This window comes from Arthrobacter sp. TJ-240 (assembly GCF_058269195.1).
Map to the genome: position 1 here is coordinate 291772 of NZ_JBZCNG010000002.1, position 16785 is coordinate 308556.

The following is a 16785-nucleotide window of genomic DNA, read 5'->3' on the forward strand; positions in this document are numbered from 1 at the left end:
CGGGGGTGGCGGCCCGGGAAAGCGTCAGGCTGCGTCGCGGATGGCGCGGTTGACCGCCGAGACGACGGCCTTCAGGGCAGCCATGGTGGTGTTCGCGTCGATGCCGACGCCCCACAGGACCCGCTCGCCCACAGCGCACTCCACGTACGCCGCGGCGCGGGCGTTCCCGCCGGAGGACAGCGCGTGCTCGGTGTAGTCGAGGACGCGGACGTCCACGCCGTCCTGGCTCAGGATGGCCAGCAGCGCATCGATCGGCCCGCTGCCGTGCGCGGACCGGCGCTGCTGGATACCGTCGACGAGGAGCGTCGCGACGAGCTTGAAGGAGCCGTCCTCGGAGGTGTCGGTGTTCACCGAGGTCAGTTCGTAGTGGCCCCACGCCCCGGTACCGCCCTCGGCGCGGGTGGGCAGGTACTCGTCCTGGAAGGCGGACCACAGCTGGGCGCCGCTGACCTCGCCGCCCTGGGTCTCGGTGCGGCGCTGGACGACGCCCGAGAACTCCATCTGCGCGCGGCGCGGCAGGTCGAGGCTGTGCTCGTTCTTGAGCAGGTAGGCGACACCGCCCTTGCCGGACTGCGAATTGACGCGGATCACGGCTTCGTAGGAACGGCCGATGTCCTTGGGGTCGATCGGCAGATAGGGGACGGCCCAGGGCAGGTCGTCGACACCGACTCCCGCCTCGGCGGCGTCGCGCTCCATGCTCTCGAACCCCTTCTTGATGGCGTCCTGGTGCGACCCGGAGAACGCCGTGAAGACGAGGTCGCCTCCGTAGGGCGACCGCTCGGGCACGCTGAGCTGATTGCAGTACTCCGCGGTGCGGCGGATGTCGTCCATGTCGGAGAAGTCGATCTCCGGGTCGATGCCCTGGCTGAACAGGTTCATGCCGAGCGTCACCAGGTCCACGTTGCCGGTCCGCTCGCCATTGCCGAACAGGCAGCCCTCGATCCGGTCCGCGCCGGCGAGGTAGCCGAGTTCGGCGGCGGCGACACCCGTGCCGCGGTCGTTGTGCGGGTGCAGCGACAGGATGATGCTGCCGCGGTCGGCCAGGTTGCGGCTCATCCATTCGATGGAGTCGGCGTAGACGTTCGGGGTGGCCATCTCCACCGTTGCGGGGAGGTTCAGGATCATCCGGCGATCCGCGGAGGCCTCGAACACCGCCGACACCTCGTTGCTGATGCGGGCCGCGAAGTCGAGCTCGGTCCCGGTGAAGGACTCGGGCGAGTACTCGTAGGTGATCGAGGTGTCGCCCATGTTCTCCTCGAACTTGCGGCACAGCCGTGCGCCCTGAAGGGCTATGTCGATGATCCCGTCCTGGTCCTGGTTGAACACCACGCGCCGCTGCAGCACCGACGTCGAGTTGTAGAGGTGCACGATCGCGCGGTCGGCGCCCTCGAGGGACGCGTAGGTGCGCTCGATGAGGTGCTCGCGGGACTGCGTCAGGACCTGGATCGTGACGTCGTCGGGGATGCGGTCCCCCTCGATGAGCTGCCGCACGAAGTCGAAGTCCGTCTGGGAGGCGGACGGGAAGCCCACCTCGATCTCCTTGTAGCCCATGCGGACCAGCAGGTCGAACATCTTGTGCTTGCGCTCGGGGTTCATCGGGTCGATCAGCGCCTGGTTGCCGTCGCGGAGATCCACCGCGCACCAGCGCGGCGCCTTCGTGATGACACGATCCGGCCACGTGCGGTCCGGGAGGTCCACCGTGATCTGGTCCTGGAAGGGACGGTACTTGCCGAAGGGCATACCGGAGGTCTTCTGTGCGTTTCGCATGGGGTTCGGCCTTCTCTGCTGGGGATGAGGTTCTCGCGGCCGGGCAGTACCTCCGCGGCGAGGGGTGGCCACTGACTCTGAAGTCCTAGATGGCCTCGCCGCGGCACCGAAGAAGGGTCAGCTGTGCGCGCACATTGCCACGATAGCACGGCGCATAGGATGGCTTCCGGGCGTCCCGCGCTGGGACGAACCGGTTCAGCACCGCGAGGAACACCACGAGGAAACGGGAAGCGACCATGACGATCAGCACCTTCGATCCGGACCAGCTCGACGCGACGGTCCGGCCCCAGGACGACCTCTTCCGACACGCCAACGGCGTGTGGCTGACCTCGACCGCCATCCCCGACGATCGTCCGCTGACGGGCTCGTTCACCGCGCTGCGCGACGCCTCCGAGCTTGCCGTCCGCGCCATCATCGAGGACGCCGCGGGCCGGGCGGGCGCCGCCGACGGTATCGACGCGAAGCTCGGCACCCTGTACGCCGACTTCATGGACACGCAGCGCATCGAGGCAGAAGGCGCCACGCCGATCCTGCCGCTGCTCGAGCGCATCGCCGCGGTGACGAGCGTCGAGGAGCTGGTCGACCTCAGCGCCGGCCTCACCCGCTCCGGCGTGCAGGGCCTCGCGGCGCCCTACGTCAGCAACGATGCAGGTAACCCCGAACGGTACCTGCTGCACCTATACCAGTCGGGCCTCGGGCTGCCCGACGAGTCGTACTACCGTGAGGACGGGTTCGCCGAGACCCGCGAGAAGTACGCCGAGTTGCTCGCCACCCTGTTCGGTCTCGTCGGCACCGAGGATCCCGCGGGCGCGACGGCCCGCGTCCTCGCGCTCGAGACGCGCCTGGCGGCGTCGTCGATGGGCAGCGTGGAGCGGAGGGACCCCCAGAAGACCTACAACCTGGTCCAGCACGACGACGTGGCCGGTCTCTCGGCCCACCTCGTGCCCTGGCTGCGGATCGTGACGGACGAGCCCGACCAGGCGGGAGAGCTCGTCATCAACCAGCCGGACTACGTGCGCGGGTTGGATGCCGCACTGCGCGAGGAGGACCTCGGCACGTGGCGCGAGTGGCTGACCAGCCGCGTCCTGCTGCAGGCCTCCGACTACCTCGACGAGCGGTTCGTCGATGCCACCTTCGCGTTCTACGGCACGCACCTGGCGGGCACGCCCCGGCTGAAGGACCGGTGGAAGCGTGGCGTCGCCCTGGTCGAGGGTGCCATGGGCGAGGCGATCGGCCAGCGCTACGTGGAGCAGCACTTCCCCGCGACGCACAAGGCCGCGATGCTCGAGCTGGTCGGCAACCTGATCGCGGCCTACGAGTCGAGCATCACGGCACTGACGTGGATGACCGACGGGACGCGGGCGAGGGCCCTCGAGAAGCTCTCCCGGTTCACCACGAAGATCGGCTACCCGGACCGGTGGATCGACTACGGACCGCTCGACGTCCAGTCCTCCGACCTCTACGGCAACGTGCTGCGGGCGGCGGAGTTCGAGCACCGCCGCCAGCTGGACAAGCTGGGCCGGCCGATCGACCGTGGCGTGTGGCTCATGACGCCGCAGACCGTCAACGCCTACTACATGCCGACCATGAACGAGATCGTGTTCCCCGCCGCGATCCTCCAGCCGCCGTTCTTCGACATCGAGGCCGACGACGCCGTCAACTACGGGGCGATCGGCGCCGTCATCGGGCACGAGATCGGCCACGGCTTCGACGACAAGGGATCCCAGTTCGACGGGACGGGCAGGCTCGCCAACTGGTGGAGCGAGGAGGACAGGACAGCGTTCGACGCGCTCACCGGACGGCTCGTGGCGCAGTACGCTGCGCTCGAACCCTCCGAGGTCCCGGGCCGGACCGTCAACGGCGAGCTGACCCTCGGGGAGAACATCGGCGACCTCGGCGGCCTCGGCATCAGCTATCGGGCCTACCTCCTGAGCCTCGGCGGAAGCGAGGCTCCCGTGATCGACGGCCTCACCGGCACGCAGCGGTTCTTCCTCTCGTGGGCCACGTGCTGGCAGCAGAAGATCCGGCCCGAGGAGGCGAAGCGGCGCCTGACCGTCGACCCGCACTCCCCCAACGAGTTCCGCTGCAACCAGGTGGTTCGGAACCTCGACGAGTTCCACGAGGCCTTCATCGTCGGCCCGGAGGACGGTCTCTGGCTCGACCCCGCCGAGCGCGTGAGGATCTGGTAGGAGCCACCGGGACGGGCCCGCTTCGGCGGGCCCGTCCCTGCATCCGACAGGGCATGACAGCCGGTCGGCGGGGTCGAACGGCCGGCCGGGCCGGCTAGAGGCCCGAGGTCGCCTGGCAGGTCACCTGGTCCGCCGTCTGGCCCTCCAGGTCGCTGCCGAGCGGCGGGGCGACCACCTTCGCGCCCGTGGCGAGATCGGCGCCGACGAGCAGCTGGACGCCCGCGGCCTGCTCGCTCAGGAACACCTGGCTCTCGGGGATGCCGAAGCGGGCGGCGAGATCGGCAGCGGCGGCGTCGTACCCGGTGCTGAACACGACCTGCGACACCTCGGCCGGCACGGAGGCGAAGGGCGTGGTCTGGGTATAGCCGGCCTCGACGAGGAGCTGCTGTATCGCGGCACCGCGGCCGGCGTCCGTCGTCGCGTTGATGACGAGGACGGGCACCGTGGCGGGATCGACGGCGGGCGTCTCCGGCGTCGGCGTGGCGGCCGGCGCGGAGGGCGTGGCCGATGCATCCGGGCCGGACGAGGGCTCCGGGGCATCCTCGGTGAGCCCGCGGTCCTCCCGCAGCGCGTCGAAGAGGGGCGCTGCGGCCTCCTCGTCCAGGACGAGGCGGTTGGGGTCCTCGACCCAGGGCTCGGTCGGGACGGTCACGAACGCGATGTTCCCGAGATCCACGTCCTTCATCCGGTCGGCGATCTTGAGCAGCTCCGTGGGCTGGGAGAGTCCCTCGTCCACGGTGAGGTTGCGGGTGATCACGTCGGCGATCGTGTAGAGCTTCGGCAGGTTGGTGAGAGTGCCCTCCGCCTGTACCTTGCGCGCCAGGGACGCCATGAACGCCTGCTGGGCGGCGATGCGCCCGGCGTCGCCGCCGTCCCCGAAGCTGTGGCGCGTCCGGAGGAAGGCCAGTGCCTGATCACCCTCGACCTCGCTGGTGCCGGCGGGCAGGGACAGCCCCGAGTACTCGTCGTCGACGGGTTCCTGCACGCAGACCTCGACGCCACCGACGGCGGAGGACAGTTCCTTGACGGCGTTGAACCCGGCCATCATGAAGTGGTCCACGGACAGTCCGGTGAGGTTGTTGATCGCGGCGACGGTGCAGCCGGGACCGCCCTCGTCGAGCGCCCCGTTCAGCTGGCCGAGGTCGAACGCCTCCGAGACCTCCCCGGTGTCGGGGTTGACGCAGCTGGGCAGGGGCACCAGCAGGTCGCGGGGGAACGAGACGACCGTGACGTCCTCGCGGTCGGCCGAGAGGGTGAGGAGCATCATGACGTCCGAGTTCCCCTCACCCGAGGAGTCGCTCTCGTCGCCGAAGAACTCGCCGCTGTTCCCGGTCCGGGTGTCCGAGCCGAGGATGAGGATCTGCAGGGGGTCGGTGCTGGAATCAACGGGGAGCGCCGACTCCTGGTTCTCGGCGAGGTTGAGCGGCATCGTCAGGACGTTCGACTGCAGGCGCAGGACCTGCACACCGACGAAGACGACGGCGGCCACGAGAACCGTCGCCATCAGGATGGCCGTCAGCTTCAGGACGCGGTGCCCGCCTCCCCTGCCGAGGTGCCGCCCCACGGGTTCCGAGACGCCGGGCGTCCCGGCGGGACCCGCCAGGGAGGCGTCGCTGGCGCTGTCTGCGCTCTCGGAGGACGATCGGCCGGTCATATGCCCGGGCTCCTTCGGATGGGTTGGTCGTGGTCGGTGCTGGCAGGAGGTCACGCCGTCGCCCCTGCCGCGGATGACGGCGCGGCAGCACGGGCGCCGGTCGCCCGGCATCGGCCGGGGAATCGGTGGCGGGCGCTATCGCAGCCTATCTGCCCGTTCCCGCAGCACAACGAGCGGGCCGGGCGAGTCGTGCCGATCAGAAGCCCAGCTTCACCAGCTGCTTGGGGTCACGCTGCCAGTCCTTGGCCACCTTGACGTGCAGGTCGAGGTAGATCGGGGTGCCCAGGAGCGCCTCGATCCCGCGGCGCGCATTCGTGCCGACCTCCCGGAGGCGTGCGCCTCCCTTGCCGATGATGATCGCCTTCTGGGACGGCCGCTCGACGTAGAGGTTCACGTAGACGGTGAGCATGGGGTTGTCCTTGCTGCGTCCCTCCCGCGGGACCATCTCCTCGACGACGACGGCCAGGGAGTGCGGCAGCTCGTCGCGCACCCCCTCGAGGGCGGCCTCGCGGACGAGCTCGGCGACCATGACGGCCTCAGGCTCGTCCGTCAGCTCCCCACCGGGGTACAGCACGGGCGACTCCGGCATGTGCCGGCTGAATACCTCGGCGACCGTTCCCACCTGGAAGCCGTCGGCGGCGGAGACGGGCACGATGTCCGCCCAGCCGTCGGGGCCGGCCACCTCGGTGCCGAGCTTCGCGACGGCGAGGAGCTGCTCGGTCAGGGCCTGCCGGTCCACGAGGTCCGTCTTGGTCACCACCGCGATCAGGGGCTTGCGTTGCAGCCGCGCGAGCTGCTCGGCGATGAAGCGGTCGCCCGGGCCGATCTTCTCGTTGGCGGGGATGCAGAACCCGACGGCGTCGACCTCGGCGAGGGTGTCGGCGACGAGGTCGTTGAGGCGCTGCCCGAGGAGCGTCCTAGGCCGGTGCAGGCCCGGGGTGTCGACGAGGACGATCTGGGAGTCCTCGCGGTTCACGATGCCGCGGATGGTGTGGCGCGTGGTCTGCGGCTTCGCGGAGGTGATGGCGACCTTCTGCCCCACCAGCGCATTCGTCAGGGTGGACTTACCGGCATTGGGCCGGCCGACGAGCGAGACGAATCCGGCCCGGTGTTCAACGTCGCTCATGGTCAGCCTCTATCGTCTCTCGTTCGTCCTGCTCGATGTGTTCCGGGGGGATGCGGCGCGCGATCACATGGGAGACCCTGTTGCGTCGGCCCTCCACGCGCTCGGCCCGCAGCCCGATACCGTCAATTGTGACCTCTGATCCGACGATCGGCACCCTCCCCAGGGTCTTGGCCAGGAGGCCGCCCACGGTGTCGACCTCCTCGTCGTCGAGGGCGATACCGAAGAGTTCGCCGAGATCATCGATGCCCATCCGCGCGCTCACCCGGTACTCGCCGTCGTCGAGCCGTTCCTGCTCGGGCACCTCGGAGTCGTACTCGTCGACGATCTCGCCGACGATCTCCTCGATGAGGTCCTCCAGCGTGACGAGCCCGGCCGTGCCGCCGTACTCGTCGATGACGATCGCCACGTGCGTGGACTCGCGCTGCAGCTCGCGCAGCAGGTCTCCGACCGGCTTCGATTCGGGTACGTACCGGGCGGGACGGCAGACGGCGTCCACGGGGCGGGCGAGGTTCGACGCCGACCGTCCGTGCAGGTTCGCGACGACGTCCTTCAGGTACAGCAGTCCCCTGATGTCGTCGGAGCTCTCCCCGATCACGGGGATGCGGGAGTAGCCGGAGCGGAGGAAGAGGGACATCGCCTGGTCGAGCGTGGACCCGCTGTCGATCGTGACCATGTCGGTGCGGGGCACCATGACCGAGCGCACCTTGGTGTCGCCGAGTTCGAAGACCGAGTGGATGAGCTCCGCCTCGTTGTCCTCGATCATTTCGGCGTCGGAGGCCCGGGACAGGAGTTCGCGGAACTCCTCCTCCGTGAAGAACGCAGCCTCGTCGCGGCTCGCTCCCGGCGTGATGGAGCTGCCGATCCGCACCAGCCAGCGCGGGATCGGCCCGAGGACGGCGCACAGGAACGCCACGAGCCCCGCGGTGAACCGGACGACGGCGGGGGCGTGCGTCCGCCCGAGCTGGCGGGGTGAGACGCCCACGATCACGAAGCCGATGGCCGCCATGACCGCGGTGGCGAGGAGTCCGGCGAGCCAGATGCTGTCCAGCAGGTCGTGGAACAGGATGGCGACGGCGACGGCCCCCGCCATCTCGAACCACACGCGCCAGAAGCGCAGGGCGTGCATGTGCGCGACGGGGGCGTCCAGGATGCGGCGCAGCGACGAGGTGCGCGATTCCTGGACGAGGGCCTCGCCCTCCTGGCGCGGCAAGTAGCTGAAGGCTGCTTCCGCGGCCGTGACGAGGGCCGCGGTGAGTGCGAAGAGCAGGGCCATGAGCCCGAGGAGCCAGATGCTCAAGCGCGGGTCTCCCGGGGGGCGTCGCCGCCGAGGAAGCCGGAGAGGAGCTCCCGCTGCAGGCCGAACATTTCCTTCTCCTCCTCGGGTTCCGCGTGGTCGTAGCCGAGGAGGTGGAGCACGCCGTGGGTGGTCAACAGCAGCAGCTCGTCGTTCGTGCTGTGACCTGCGGCCGCGCCCTGCGATGCGGCGACCTCCGGGCAGAGGACGATGTCACCGAGCAGCCCGGCGGGCGTGACCCTTCCCGGCGTGCCGGGGCGCAGTTCGTCCATGGGGAAGGAGAGCACGTCCGTGGGACCGGGCTCGTCCATCCACTCGACGTGCAGCTTCTCCATCGCCGCGGTGTCGACCAGGATGATGGAGAGCTCCGCTTCGGGGTGCACGAACATCGACTCGAACAGGTAGTTGGCGAGGCGGACGAGCGACTCCTCGTCGACGTCGTACCCGGACTCGTTGTTGACCTCGACGCTCATCGGTTCCCGGCCGGTCGGGTCGAGCGTGCCTGTCCGGCGCGCTGCTCCTCGTCCCAGGCGCTGTAGGCGGTGACGATGTCGCCGACGAGGCGGTGGCGGACGACGTCCGATGAGTCGAGGTCGCTGAAGTAGACGTCGTCGACGTCGCGGAGGATCTCGCTCACGATCCGCAGGCCCGAACTGGTGCCGTTGGGGAGGTCCACCTGCGTGACGTCACCGGTGACGACCATTTTCGACCCGAAACCCAGGCGCGTGAGGAACATCTTCATCTGCTCCGGCGTGGTGTTCTGGGCCTCGTCGAGGATGATGAAGGCGTCGTTGAGCGTCCTGCCGCGCATATAGGCGAGTGGGGCCACCTCGATCGTCCCTGCGGCCATGAGACGCGGGATGGAATCGGGGTCCATCATGTCGTGCAGGGCGTCGTAGAGCGGGCGCAGGTACGGGTCGATCTTGTCGTTCAGCGTCCCGGGCAGGAAGCCCAGCCGCTCCCCTGCCTCGACAGCGGGCCGCGTGAGGATGATCCGGTTGACCTCCTTCTGCTGCAGAGCCTGCACGGCCTTGGCCATGGCGAGATACGTCTTGCCGGTACCGGCCGGGCCGATCCCGAACACGACGGTGTTGCGGTCGATCGCGTCGACGTAGGTGCTCTGGTTCAGCGTCTTGGGGCGGATGGTCTTGCCCCGGGACGTCAGGATGTTGACGGACAGGACTTCCGACGGCCGGGCCGCGCTCTGCGTCTTGAGCATCGTGACCAGCTGCTCGAGGACCTGCGGGGAGACGGTCGCGTTGTTGCGGGCCATCGTCTGGATCTCGCCGATGAGCCGCTCGGTGCGCAGCACGTCCGCCGACGGCCCGGTGATGGTCAGCTCGTTGCCCCGCGCCTGGAGGCCCACGCCCGGGAACGAGTCCTCGATCAGACGGAGGGCCTCGTCGTTCGAACCGAGGGCCTGCACCATCTGCTCCGTCGAGTCGAAGACGAACATCCTGGTGTCCAGTCCTGCCGCATTGATGCCTGTTGAAGATTCGCTCATAGCTCGGCCGTCCGGCCTCTGATCGCCCTCATTCGAGTAGTCGTGCTCGTGTGGATGGGTGCTGCCCCTGCCGGCCGCCGCTCCCGCGGGGGATGTGCGGGCTGATCGGCGCAGGTGGCAGTAGCGCCAATGTTACGCCATGGCCCTTTTCCTCCTCTCCCGTCAACAGGAGCAGAGGCCCCTTGATTCCCGCAGGAAGTCACCTCCGGCTGCGATGTGGGGCATCCGGCACCTCGACCGAGTGACGCTCGGTTTTCATCGCGAATCGGCAACGGCTTCGTATCGATCGGGTTTCAGTCGCGCCGCGAGGAGGTCTTCGTGCGGGTACGTCCCCCTGCCCTGTGCCAAGCTGAAACCGGTCCGGCAGCGCAGACCGACACCCGGTCCGCGCCAGCACCGACTCACGATGTCGGTGGGCCGCGAACATTCCATATCCACCCGCGCAGCGGCGCGCCCGACGGAAGGGGGCCGGCATGAGTGAGCAGGATCCCCTGAAGAGGAGCCGCCTCGGGCTGCCCGGTATCCTTTTCGTCTCCGGCGGGGTGCTCGTCGCGAGCACGGTGTTCATCGTCCCGAACGCCGGTCTGCTCCAGGGCGCGGGGCCCAGCACGGCCATCGCCGAGCCCGTCCCGACGTCCTCCGCGGGAGGTACCGGCCCCTCCGGTCCCCCGATCCGGACGCAGGGCGCGGCGGCCGGCCCTGCCGGGTCGGCGCAGGCGCTCCTGCCCGTGTACTGGCTCGGGGACGTCGAGGGCGACGACCGGCTGTTCCGCGAATTCCTCCCGGCTCCCGAGGGGTCCACCGGCGATCCCATCGCCGACGCGGTGCAGCTCATGACCGGGGGCACGCCCCTCGACCCCGACTACCGGTCCCCGTGGCAGCAGGCCTCGAGCGTGCGCTCGGCGATCTCCACGAAGAACGTCATCACGCTCGACATCTCCGCCGACGCGTTCGCGCCACGGCTCGACGAGGACGCGGCCCGCCTGGCGCTGCAGCAGCTCGTCTTCACCGCGACCGCGGCCGCTGCCAACGCGGGCCTGATCCCGGGCGGCGAGGCGAGTTCCGTCGTCGTCCTCGTCGACGGGGCCGCGGACATCCGCGCCTTCGATGCCATCGACCTGGTGGGCGAGTGGACGCGGGACACCGAGCTTCTCGCGCCGGTCTGGATCATCGATCCCCAGCAGGACGTGGAAGCCGACACCTCCGGCCTGATCATCCACGGCACGGGCCACTCCTCCGAGGAATCCGTCGCGTGGCGCATCGACCGCAGCCTGGACGGCTCCGCGGGCGGCCGCACGGGGCTTTTCCTCGACGGGTCGGTGGACATCACCCCGGAGGACGGTGCCTACTCCTTCTCCGTGACGCTGCCGGCGGGTCGGTACCAGATCACGGTGTCCGTGCCCGAGGGTGACGGGGAGGCGCACGACTCCAAGAGCGTCGTGGTCAGGTAGGGCGGTGACTACCAGCGGCCGAGCAGGTGGTTCAGCAGGACGAGGGCAGCCGGCCCGGCCGACGACGACCGCAGGACATGGGGTCCCAGGCGAGCCGTGAGCGCTCCGGCGTCCTGGAGCTTGCCGAGCTCGGCGTCGCTGATGCCGCCCTCGGGCCCCACGACGACGGCCGTGGAGGACGGCTCGTCCAGTCCACCGGAGAGGCGCAGCGCCGACACCCGGTCCGCCAGGGAGGCCCCCGCGTCCTCGTGGAGCACGACCAGCCGGTCCACCGACGCCGCCCAGGCGGCGAGCCCGGAGGTGTCCAGCACGCCGTGCACATCGGGGACGAACGAGCGGCGGGACTGCTTGGCGGCCGCGCCGACGAGCGATACCCACTTCTGCCGGCCCTTCTCGGCCTTGTCGCCTCGCCACCGGACGATGCTGCGCTCCGCGTGCCAGGGCACGACGCCGTCGACGCCGAGTTCGGTGGCCGCCTCGACGGCCTGCTCGTCGCGGCCGGCCTTGGCCAGGGCCTGCACGAGCACGAGGCGATGCCGCGGCTCCGGATCCTGTCCCGCCGTCTCGACACGGAGCTCGACCGTACCCGTCCCGACCGCGGCGATCACGCCACCGATCCGGTAGCCGGCGCCGTCGGAGACATCGATGCGCTCCCCCGCGATGAGCCGGCGCACGGTCGCGGCGTGGCGCCCCTCGTCACCGCCGAGGACGAAGGCTGCGCCGGGCCCGGCCGACCGGACCTGGTCGGCCGGCCCGAAGAAGAGGGGTCTCGTCATGCTCAGCGGTTCCCGAGGCGCTCCCGGAGGCGAGCGAACACGCCGGAGCCGCTGCTGGCGAGCTGCCCGTCCGTGTACTCCTCGCCGCGCAGTTCCGCGAGCCGGCGCAGGAGCTCCTCCTGCTGGTGGTCGATGTTGCGCGGGGTCTCGACGTTGAGGTGCACGCGGAGATCCCCCCTGCCCTGACCGCGGAGGTGCGTGACGCCGAGCCCCCGCAGTGTCACGATCTCCCCGGCCTGCGTCCCGGGCTTGATCACGAGCTCCTGGTCGCCGTCGTAGGTGTCGAGGTGCACGCTGGTGCCGAGCGCGGCCGCCGTCATGGGGACGCTGAGGGTCACGTGCAGATCGTCGCCATCGCGGAGGAAGGTCGAATCGGTGTTGACGCGGATCTCCACGTAGAGGTCGCCCTGCGGCCCGCCGGCGATGCCGGCCTCGCCCTGTCCTGCGAGCTGGATGCGCGTGCCCGTGCCGACGCCGGCCGGGACCTTGATGGTCAGGGTGCGGCGCGCCCGGATGCGGCCCTCACCGCTGCATTCGTGGCAGGGGCTCGGGATCACGGTGCCGTAGCCCTGGCAGGTGCCGCAGGGCGCGCTCGTCATGACCTGGCCGAGGATGGACCGCACGGCGCGCTGGACCTGGCCGGAACCGCCGCAGATGTCGCAGGTGCGCACGGACGTGCCGGGCTGGCAGCAGCTGCCGTCGCACGTGGGGCACACCTCCGCGGTGTCCACCTCGATCTTCTTGTTGGCGCCGAACACGGCGTCCTTCAGGTCGATCCGCACGTTGATCAGGGCGTCCTGCCCCCGGCGGGTCCTGGTCGGGGCGCCGGCCTGCTGGCCGCCCCCGCCGAAGAAGGTCTCGAAGATGTCCTGGAACGCGAACCCGGAGCCCGAGTAGCCGGCGCCGTAGCCGTTGTCCGTGCCGTTCTCGTTGCCCGTGGTGTCGTAGACCCGGCGCTTCTGGGGGTCCGAGAGCACCTCGTAGGCGTGCGTGACGCGCTTGAAGTCCTCCGCGGCGTCCTCCCCGGTGTTCACGTCCGGGTGGAGCTTGCGCGCCAGCTTGCGGTACGCCTTCTTGATCTCCTCGCCGGTCGCACCCTGCGCCACACCGAGGACCTCATAGTGATTACTCACTCGTGCACATCACTTCCTGTTGGAGACTACTGTCTGCTGCTCGCCGTTTCCGGCGGAAATTGTCTGGGTGCCCCGGAGGGCACTCGCCTACTCCTCGAGGATCCTCGAGAGGTAGCGGGCGACGGCGCGCACGGCGGCCATCGTCGTCGGGTAGTCCATGCGGGTGGGTCCGAGGACCCCGAGCTTCGCACCGGCGTCCGGTCCGTAGCCCGTCGCGACGACGGAGGCCCCCGACAGGCCGCCGTACGGGTTCTCGCTCCCGATCCTCACCGAGATGCCGCGGGCGTCGTACTCCATCTCGGACAGGAGCCTCAGCATCACCACCTGCTCCTCGAGCGCCTCGAGGACGGGGCCGATACTCAGGGGGAAGTCGCCGGTGGAGCGGGCGAGGTTCGCCGTCCCCGCCAGCAGGATCCGGTCGTCGCGGCCGAGCCCTGCGAGCTGTTCGAGTGCCCTGATGATCGTACCCCCGTGCGCCCTCAGCGCGGGGGGCAACTGCGACAGGGCGACCCCGAGCTCGGCGGGCAGCGCGGCGAGCTTCATGCCGGACACCGCGGAGAGGATGCGCTGCCTGAGGTCCGCGAGCTCGGCCTCCTGGATCGCGGCGGGCGTCCGCACGATGCGCTGCTGCACGGTGCCGTTGCTCGCGATGAGGACCACGAGGATCTGCTGCGGCGCGAGGAGCACGAACTCGATGTGCCTCACGGACGCTCCCCCGACGCGGGGGAACTGCACGACGGCGACCTGGTTGGTGAGCTGCGCGAGCAGCCGCACGGTGCGGTCCATGACGTCGTCGAGGTCTTCCGCGCCCTCGAGGAGCGTCTGGATGGCCTTCTTCTCGGGGGCCGAGAGCGGCTTCACCTCGGAGATACGGTCGACGAACAGGCGGTAGCCCTTGTCCGTGGGGATGCGGCCCGAGCTGGTGTGGGGGGCCGCGATGAGGCCCTCCTCCTCGAGGACGGCCATGTCGTTGCGGATCGTGGCGGACGAGACGCCCAGCCCGTGGCGGTCGACGAGGGCCTTGGAGCCGACGGGCTCCCGGGAGTGGACGTAGTCCTCGACGATGGCCCGGAGCACCTCCAGGCGTCGTGGTTCACTCATTCCTGTGTCACCTCCGGGTCTTCTCCCTTCCCTCACGAGCGCGGCGGGCGCGTGGTTCCGAGCGGTTAGCACTCGACACGCCCAAGTGCCAAGTCTAGTACGTCCGCAGCGATTGTTAGCATTGGGACCCGGGCTGCGGCACACCGCCGGCGCCCTTACCGGAAGGGCAGGCTCGGCATGGACTACGGCTGGGGAGCACAGGACATCGCGGCTCCCAGGCGGGTCGCCCTGCCCGACGTCCCGGTCGAGAAGGACATGGTCCTGGAGGACGTGCAGAGCGGTTTCGTCGGTGCGGTGGTGCGCGTCGAGAAGTCCGGCGGGTTGCACGTCATGGTGCTCGAGGACCGGCGTGGGAAAAAGCGCACCTTCCGGCTCGGCCACGGATTCCTCCTCGACGGCGCGCCCGTGCATGTCGTCGCGCCCGTGACGCGCGCCGCGCCGGCCTCCACCCGCACCGCCTCCGGTTCCGTCCGGGTCGACGGGGCCCGCGCGCGGACGGCGCGCGCCAGCCGGATCTGGGTGGAAGGCAAGCACGACGCCGAGCTGGTCGAGAAGGTCTGGGGCGACGACCTCCGGCTCGAGGGCATCGTCGTGGAGCCGCTGCACGGCGTCGACGACCTCGAGGGGGCCGTGCGGGCGTTCGGGCCGGGGCCGGAGCGCCGGCTCGGGATCCTCGTCGACCACCTGCTGCCGCAGACCAAGGAGTGGCGCATCGCGCAGCAGGCCATGACCGTGGCCGGCGCCCGCAACCACGTCCTGATCGTGGGCCACCCCTACGTGGACGTCTGGCAGGCCGTGAGGCCGGCGGCTCTCGGACTCGACGCCTGGCCAGTGGTGCCGCGCCACCAGGACTGGAAGACGGGCATCCTCGCCGGTCTCGGCTGGCCGCACCACGACCAGGCCGCCGTCGCGCACGGTTGGCAGCGGATCCTCGCGGGCGTCAGCACGTACGCCGACCTGGAGCCGTCGCTGCTGGGCCGGGTCGAGGAAGTCATCGACTTCCTGACCGCACCGCCCGGGACCACGTGAGCCGGACGGCCCGGGCCACCCCGTATCCTTGGAGCACACTCCGGGGGAGAGTTTCCACCAGTTACCAAAGGAATCGAAGTTGTCCAACACCGCCGACCACCAGCACCACGGCCGGAACGAGTCCCGCCCCGCCTTCGAGGGGATCCCGGCCACCGCACTCCCCCTGACGGCGTCCGAGGACCGACAGTACGCCACGCTGGCACACTTCGGAGGGATCCTGGGCTTTATCCCCTCCCTGCTGATCTACCTCATCTTCAAGGACCGTGGCCCGTTCACCGCGCAGGAGTCCAAGGAGGCGCTGAACTTCACGCTTCCGCCGACAGCCCTGGCCCTCGTGGCGTGGCTCCTGTCGCTCGTCCCGGACATCGGGGGCGTCTTCGCCGTCGTCAACGCGCTCATCTGGGTCGTCATCACGATCTTCTCGGTCAATGCGGGCATCCACGTCAACCGGGGGCGGCCGTACCGGTACGCCCTGAACCTGCGCCTGATCCGCTGAGCGGACGTCAGTCCGGCAGCAGTCTCCGCACGACGGCGTCCGCGAGCAGCCTGCCGTCGAGGGTCAGGACCACGCGGCCCGCGAACGCGGCGGCCGGGTCCACGAGTCCGTCGGCGATCAGCCCCGCGACGGCCCTGCGCCCCGCCGTCGCCAGCGACTCCGTGGGCAGCCCCTCGCGCAGCCGCACGCGCAGCATGACGTCCTCGACGTAGCGGTCCTCCGCGGACAGCACCTCGCGCCCCGCAGCAGGTGAGCGGCCGACACCGAGCGCCTCCGCGTAGGGCCGCGGGTGCTTGACGTTCCACCAGCGGGTGCCGCCGACATGGGAGTGCGCGCCCGGACCGGCCCCCCACCAGTCGCTGCCGCGCCAGTAGGCCAGATTGTGCCGGCACTCGTCCGCGGGGGTCCGCGCCCAGTTGCTCACCTCGTACCAGTGCAGGCCGGCGGCGGTGAGCATCTCCTCGGCGAGGGCGTACTTGTCGGCGTGGTCGTCGTCGTCGATGGGCGGCATCTGGCCGCGCCGGATCCGCGAGGCGAGCCGTGTTCCGTCCTCGATGATGAGGGCGTAGGCGGAGATGTGGTCGGGACCGTAGGACAGCGCGGTGGCGAGCGACGTGCGCCAGTCCTCGAGCGACTCCCCCGGCGTGCCGTAGATCAGATCGAGGCTGACGCTGAGGCCGGCCTCGCGCGCCCACTGCACTGCCTGCGGCACGCGCTCGGGTGAGTGCGTGCGGTCGAGCACCGCGAGGACGTGCGGGACGGCCGACTGCATGCCGAAGGACACCCGGGTGAACCCGGCGTCGCGCAGGATCCGCAGCGATTCGGGGGTGACGGAGTCGGGATTGGCCTCGGTGGTGACCTCGGCGTGCGGCGCCAGCCCCCACGTGGCACGCGCCGCACGGAGGATCGAGGCGAGGTCATCGGCGGGGAGCAGTGTCGGGGTCCCGCCGCCGAAGAAGACGGTGGAGAGGGGGCGGGCCGGTACCCCGGAGGACTCGAGAACTCGGGCCCCGAGTGCGATCTCCTCGAGCACCGATCCCGCGTAGGCGTCCTGCGACGCTCCGCCGCCGAGCTCGGTGGCCGTGTACGTGTTGAAGTCGCAGTAGCCGCAGCGGACGGCGCAGAAGGGGATGTGCACGTACAGGCAGAAGGCACGCTCGAGCGCTCCGTCCGCCGCTGCGGGCGGCAGGAGGCCGTCGTCGGGCGCCGGCAGGCCGAGCGGCAGGGCGCTAGGCATGCTGGCGGGTCCCCTGGTAACCGATCCG

General features: G+C 70.1%; 14 protein-coding genes. 4 read left to right on the forward strand and 10 right to left on the reverse strand.

Features of this window, described 5'->3' with window-relative positions; genetic code table 11:
- Nucleotides 1-24 precede the first annotated feature (24 nt).
- Nucleotides 25-1767, reverse strand: coding sequence for a 2-isopropylmalate synthase (gene leuA / locus AC4D2C_RS06045; RefSeq protein ID WP_490908136.1), 1743 nt, complete (start codon nt 1765-1767; stop codon nt 25-27).
- A 236-nt stretch (nt 1768-2003) separates the two neighbouring features.
- Between leuA and AC4D2C_RS06050 the strand changes: the two genes are divergently transcribed.
- Nucleotides 2004-3956 carry a M13 family metallopeptidase gene (locus tag AC4D2C_RS06050; RefSeq protein ID WP_490913396.1) on the forward strand — a complete coding sequence of 651 codons (1953 nt, stop codon included), beginning with the start codon at nt 2004-2006 and terminating at the stop codon, nt 3954-3956.
- A gap of 94 nt (nt 3957-4050) precedes the next feature.
- Here AC4D2C_RS06050 and AC4D2C_RS06055 read toward each other — a convergent pair whose 3' ends face one another.
- The 5 genes from AC4D2C_RS06055 to AC4D2C_RS06075 form a co-directional block, all read right to left on the reverse strand.
- Complete coding sequence (locus AC4D2C_RS06055; protein ID WP_490913398.1) at nt 4051-5610, reverse strand: LCP family protein; 1560 nt, start codon at nt 5608-5610, stop codon at nt 4051-4053.
- A gap of 196 nt (nt 5611-5806) precedes the next feature.
- Nucleotides 5807-6736, reverse strand: a complete 930-nt coding sequence (era, locus tag AC4D2C_RS06060; protein ID WP_490913399.1) for a GTPase Era — start codon at nt 6734-6736, stop codon at nt 5807-5809.
- The gene (locus tag AC4D2C_RS06065) at nt 6723-8033 is read right to left on the reverse strand and encodes a hemolysin family protein (RefSeq protein ID WP_490908133.1); all 1311 of its coding nucleotides are present in this window, start codon (nt 8031-8033) and stop codon (nt 6723-6725) included. The genes era and AC4D2C_RS06065 overlap by 14 nt, the downstream gene beginning before the upstream one ends.
- Nucleotides 8030-8503 (reverse strand): rRNA maturation RNase YbeY, encoded by a 474-nt coding sequence (ybeY, locus tag AC4D2C_RS06070; protein WP_490913401.1) that lies wholly within the window; start codon nt 8501-8503, stop codon nt 8030-8032. The genes AC4D2C_RS06065 and ybeY overlap by 4 nt, the downstream gene beginning before the upstream one ends.
- Nucleotides 8500-9534, reverse strand: a complete 1035-nt coding sequence (locus tag AC4D2C_RS06075; RefSeq protein ID WP_490913402.1) for a PhoH family protein — start codon at nt 9532-9534, stop codon at nt 8500-8502. The genes ybeY and AC4D2C_RS06075 overlap by 4 nt, the downstream gene beginning before the upstream one ends.
- Before the next feature lie 473 nt (nt 9535-10007).
- On the opposite strand from AC4D2C_RS06075, the gene AC4D2C_RS06080 reads away from it, so the two are divergent.
- Nucleotides 10008-10985, forward strand: coding sequence for a GerMN domain-containing protein (locus tag AC4D2C_RS06080; protein WP_490913404.1), 978 nt, complete (start codon nt 10008-10010; stop codon nt 10983-10985).
- An 8-nt stretch (nt 10986-10993) separates the two neighbouring features.
- Here the strand turns inward: AC4D2C_RS06080 and AC4D2C_RS06085 are convergent, their stop codons facing one another.
- From AC4D2C_RS06085 to hrcA, 3 genes are all read right to left on the reverse strand, one after another.
- Entirely contained in the window at nt 10994-11761 is a 768-nt protein-coding gene (locus AC4D2C_RS06085; protein WP_490913406.1) for a 16S rRNA (uracil(1498)-N(3))-methyltransferase, read from the reverse strand.
- A 2-nt stretch (nt 11762-11763) separates the two neighbouring features.
- The gene (gene dnaJ / locus AC4D2C_RS06090; RefSeq protein ID WP_490908128.1) at nt 11764-12894 is read right to left on the reverse strand and encodes a molecular chaperone DnaJ; all 1131 of its coding nucleotides are present in this window, start codon (nt 12892-12894) and stop codon (nt 11764-11766) included.
- 87 nt (nt 12895-12981) lie between these two features.
- A complete protein-coding gene (gene hrcA, locus AC4D2C_RS06095) occupies nt 12982-13995 on the reverse strand; it encodes a heat-inducible transcriptional repressor HrcA (RefSeq protein WP_334209997.1) in 1014 nt (337 codons plus the stop codon).
- Nucleotides 13996-14172: 177 nt separating this feature from the next.
- On the opposite strand from hrcA, the gene AC4D2C_RS06100 reads away from it, so the two are divergent.
- Nucleotides 14173-15024, forward strand: a complete 852-nt coding sequence (locus AC4D2C_RS06100) for a DUF3097 family protein (RefSeq protein WP_490913408.1) — start codon at nt 14173-14175, stop codon at nt 15022-15024.
- A 79-nt stretch (nt 15025-15103) separates the two neighbouring features.
- Nucleotides 15104-15520, forward strand: a complete 417-nt coding sequence (locus tag AC4D2C_RS06105; RefSeq protein ID WP_490908126.1) for a DUF4870 domain-containing protein — start codon at nt 15104-15106, stop codon at nt 15518-15520.
- A 7-nt stretch (nt 15521-15527) separates the two neighbouring features.
- Here the strand turns inward: AC4D2C_RS06105 and hemW are convergent, their stop codons facing one another.
- Nucleotides 15528-16757: a radical SAM family heme chaperone HemW gene (hemW, locus tag AC4D2C_RS06110; RefSeq protein ID WP_490913410.1), complete on the reverse strand. Its 1230-nt coding sequence runs from the start codon at nt 16755-16757 to the stop codon at nt 15528-15530.
- Nucleotides 16758-16785: the final 28 nt, after the last annotated feature.

Coding starts and splice junctions, on each gene's coding strand:
- leuA (WP_490908136.1), bottom strand. CDS start 1,767: ATGCGAAACGCACAGAAGACCTCCGGTATGCCCTTCGGCAAGTACCGT.
- AC4D2C_RS06050 (WP_490913396.1), top strand. CDS start 2,004: ATGACGATCAGCACCTTCGATCCGGACCAGCTCGACGCGACGGTCCGG.
- AC4D2C_RS06055 (WP_490913398.1), bottom strand. CDS start 5,610: ATGACCGGCCGATCGTCCTCCGAGAGCGCAGACAGCGCCAGCGACGCC.
- era (WP_490913399.1), bottom strand. CDS start 6,736: ATGAGCGACGTTGAACACCGGGCCGGATTCGTCTCGCTCGTCGGCCGG.
- ybeY (WP_490913401.1), bottom strand. CDS start 8,503: ATGAGCGTCGAGGTCAACAACGAGTCCGGGTACGACGTCGACGAGGAG.
- AC4D2C_RS06075 (WP_490913402.1), bottom strand. CDS start 9,534: ATGAGCGAATCTTCAACAGGCATCAATGCGGCAGGACTGGACACCAGG.
- AC4D2C_RS06080 (WP_490913404.1), top strand. CDS start 10,008: ATGAGTGAGCAGGATCCCCTGAAGAGGAGCCGCCTCGGGCTGCCCGGT.
- AC4D2C_RS06085 (WP_490913406.1), bottom strand. CDS start 11,761: ATGACGAGACCCCTCTTCTTCGGGCCGGCCGACCAGGTCCGGTCGGCC.
- hrcA (WP_334209997.1), bottom strand. CDS start 13,995: ATGAGTGAACCACGACGCCTGGAGGTGCTCCGGGCCATCGTCGAGGAC.
- AC4D2C_RS06100 (WP_490913408.1), top strand. CDS start 14,173: ATGGACTACGGCTGGGGAGCACAGGACATCGCGGCTCCCAGGCGGGTC.
- hemW (WP_490913410.1), bottom strand. CDS start 16,757: ATGCCTAGCGCCCTGCCGCTCGGCCTGCCGGCGCCCGACGACGGCCTC.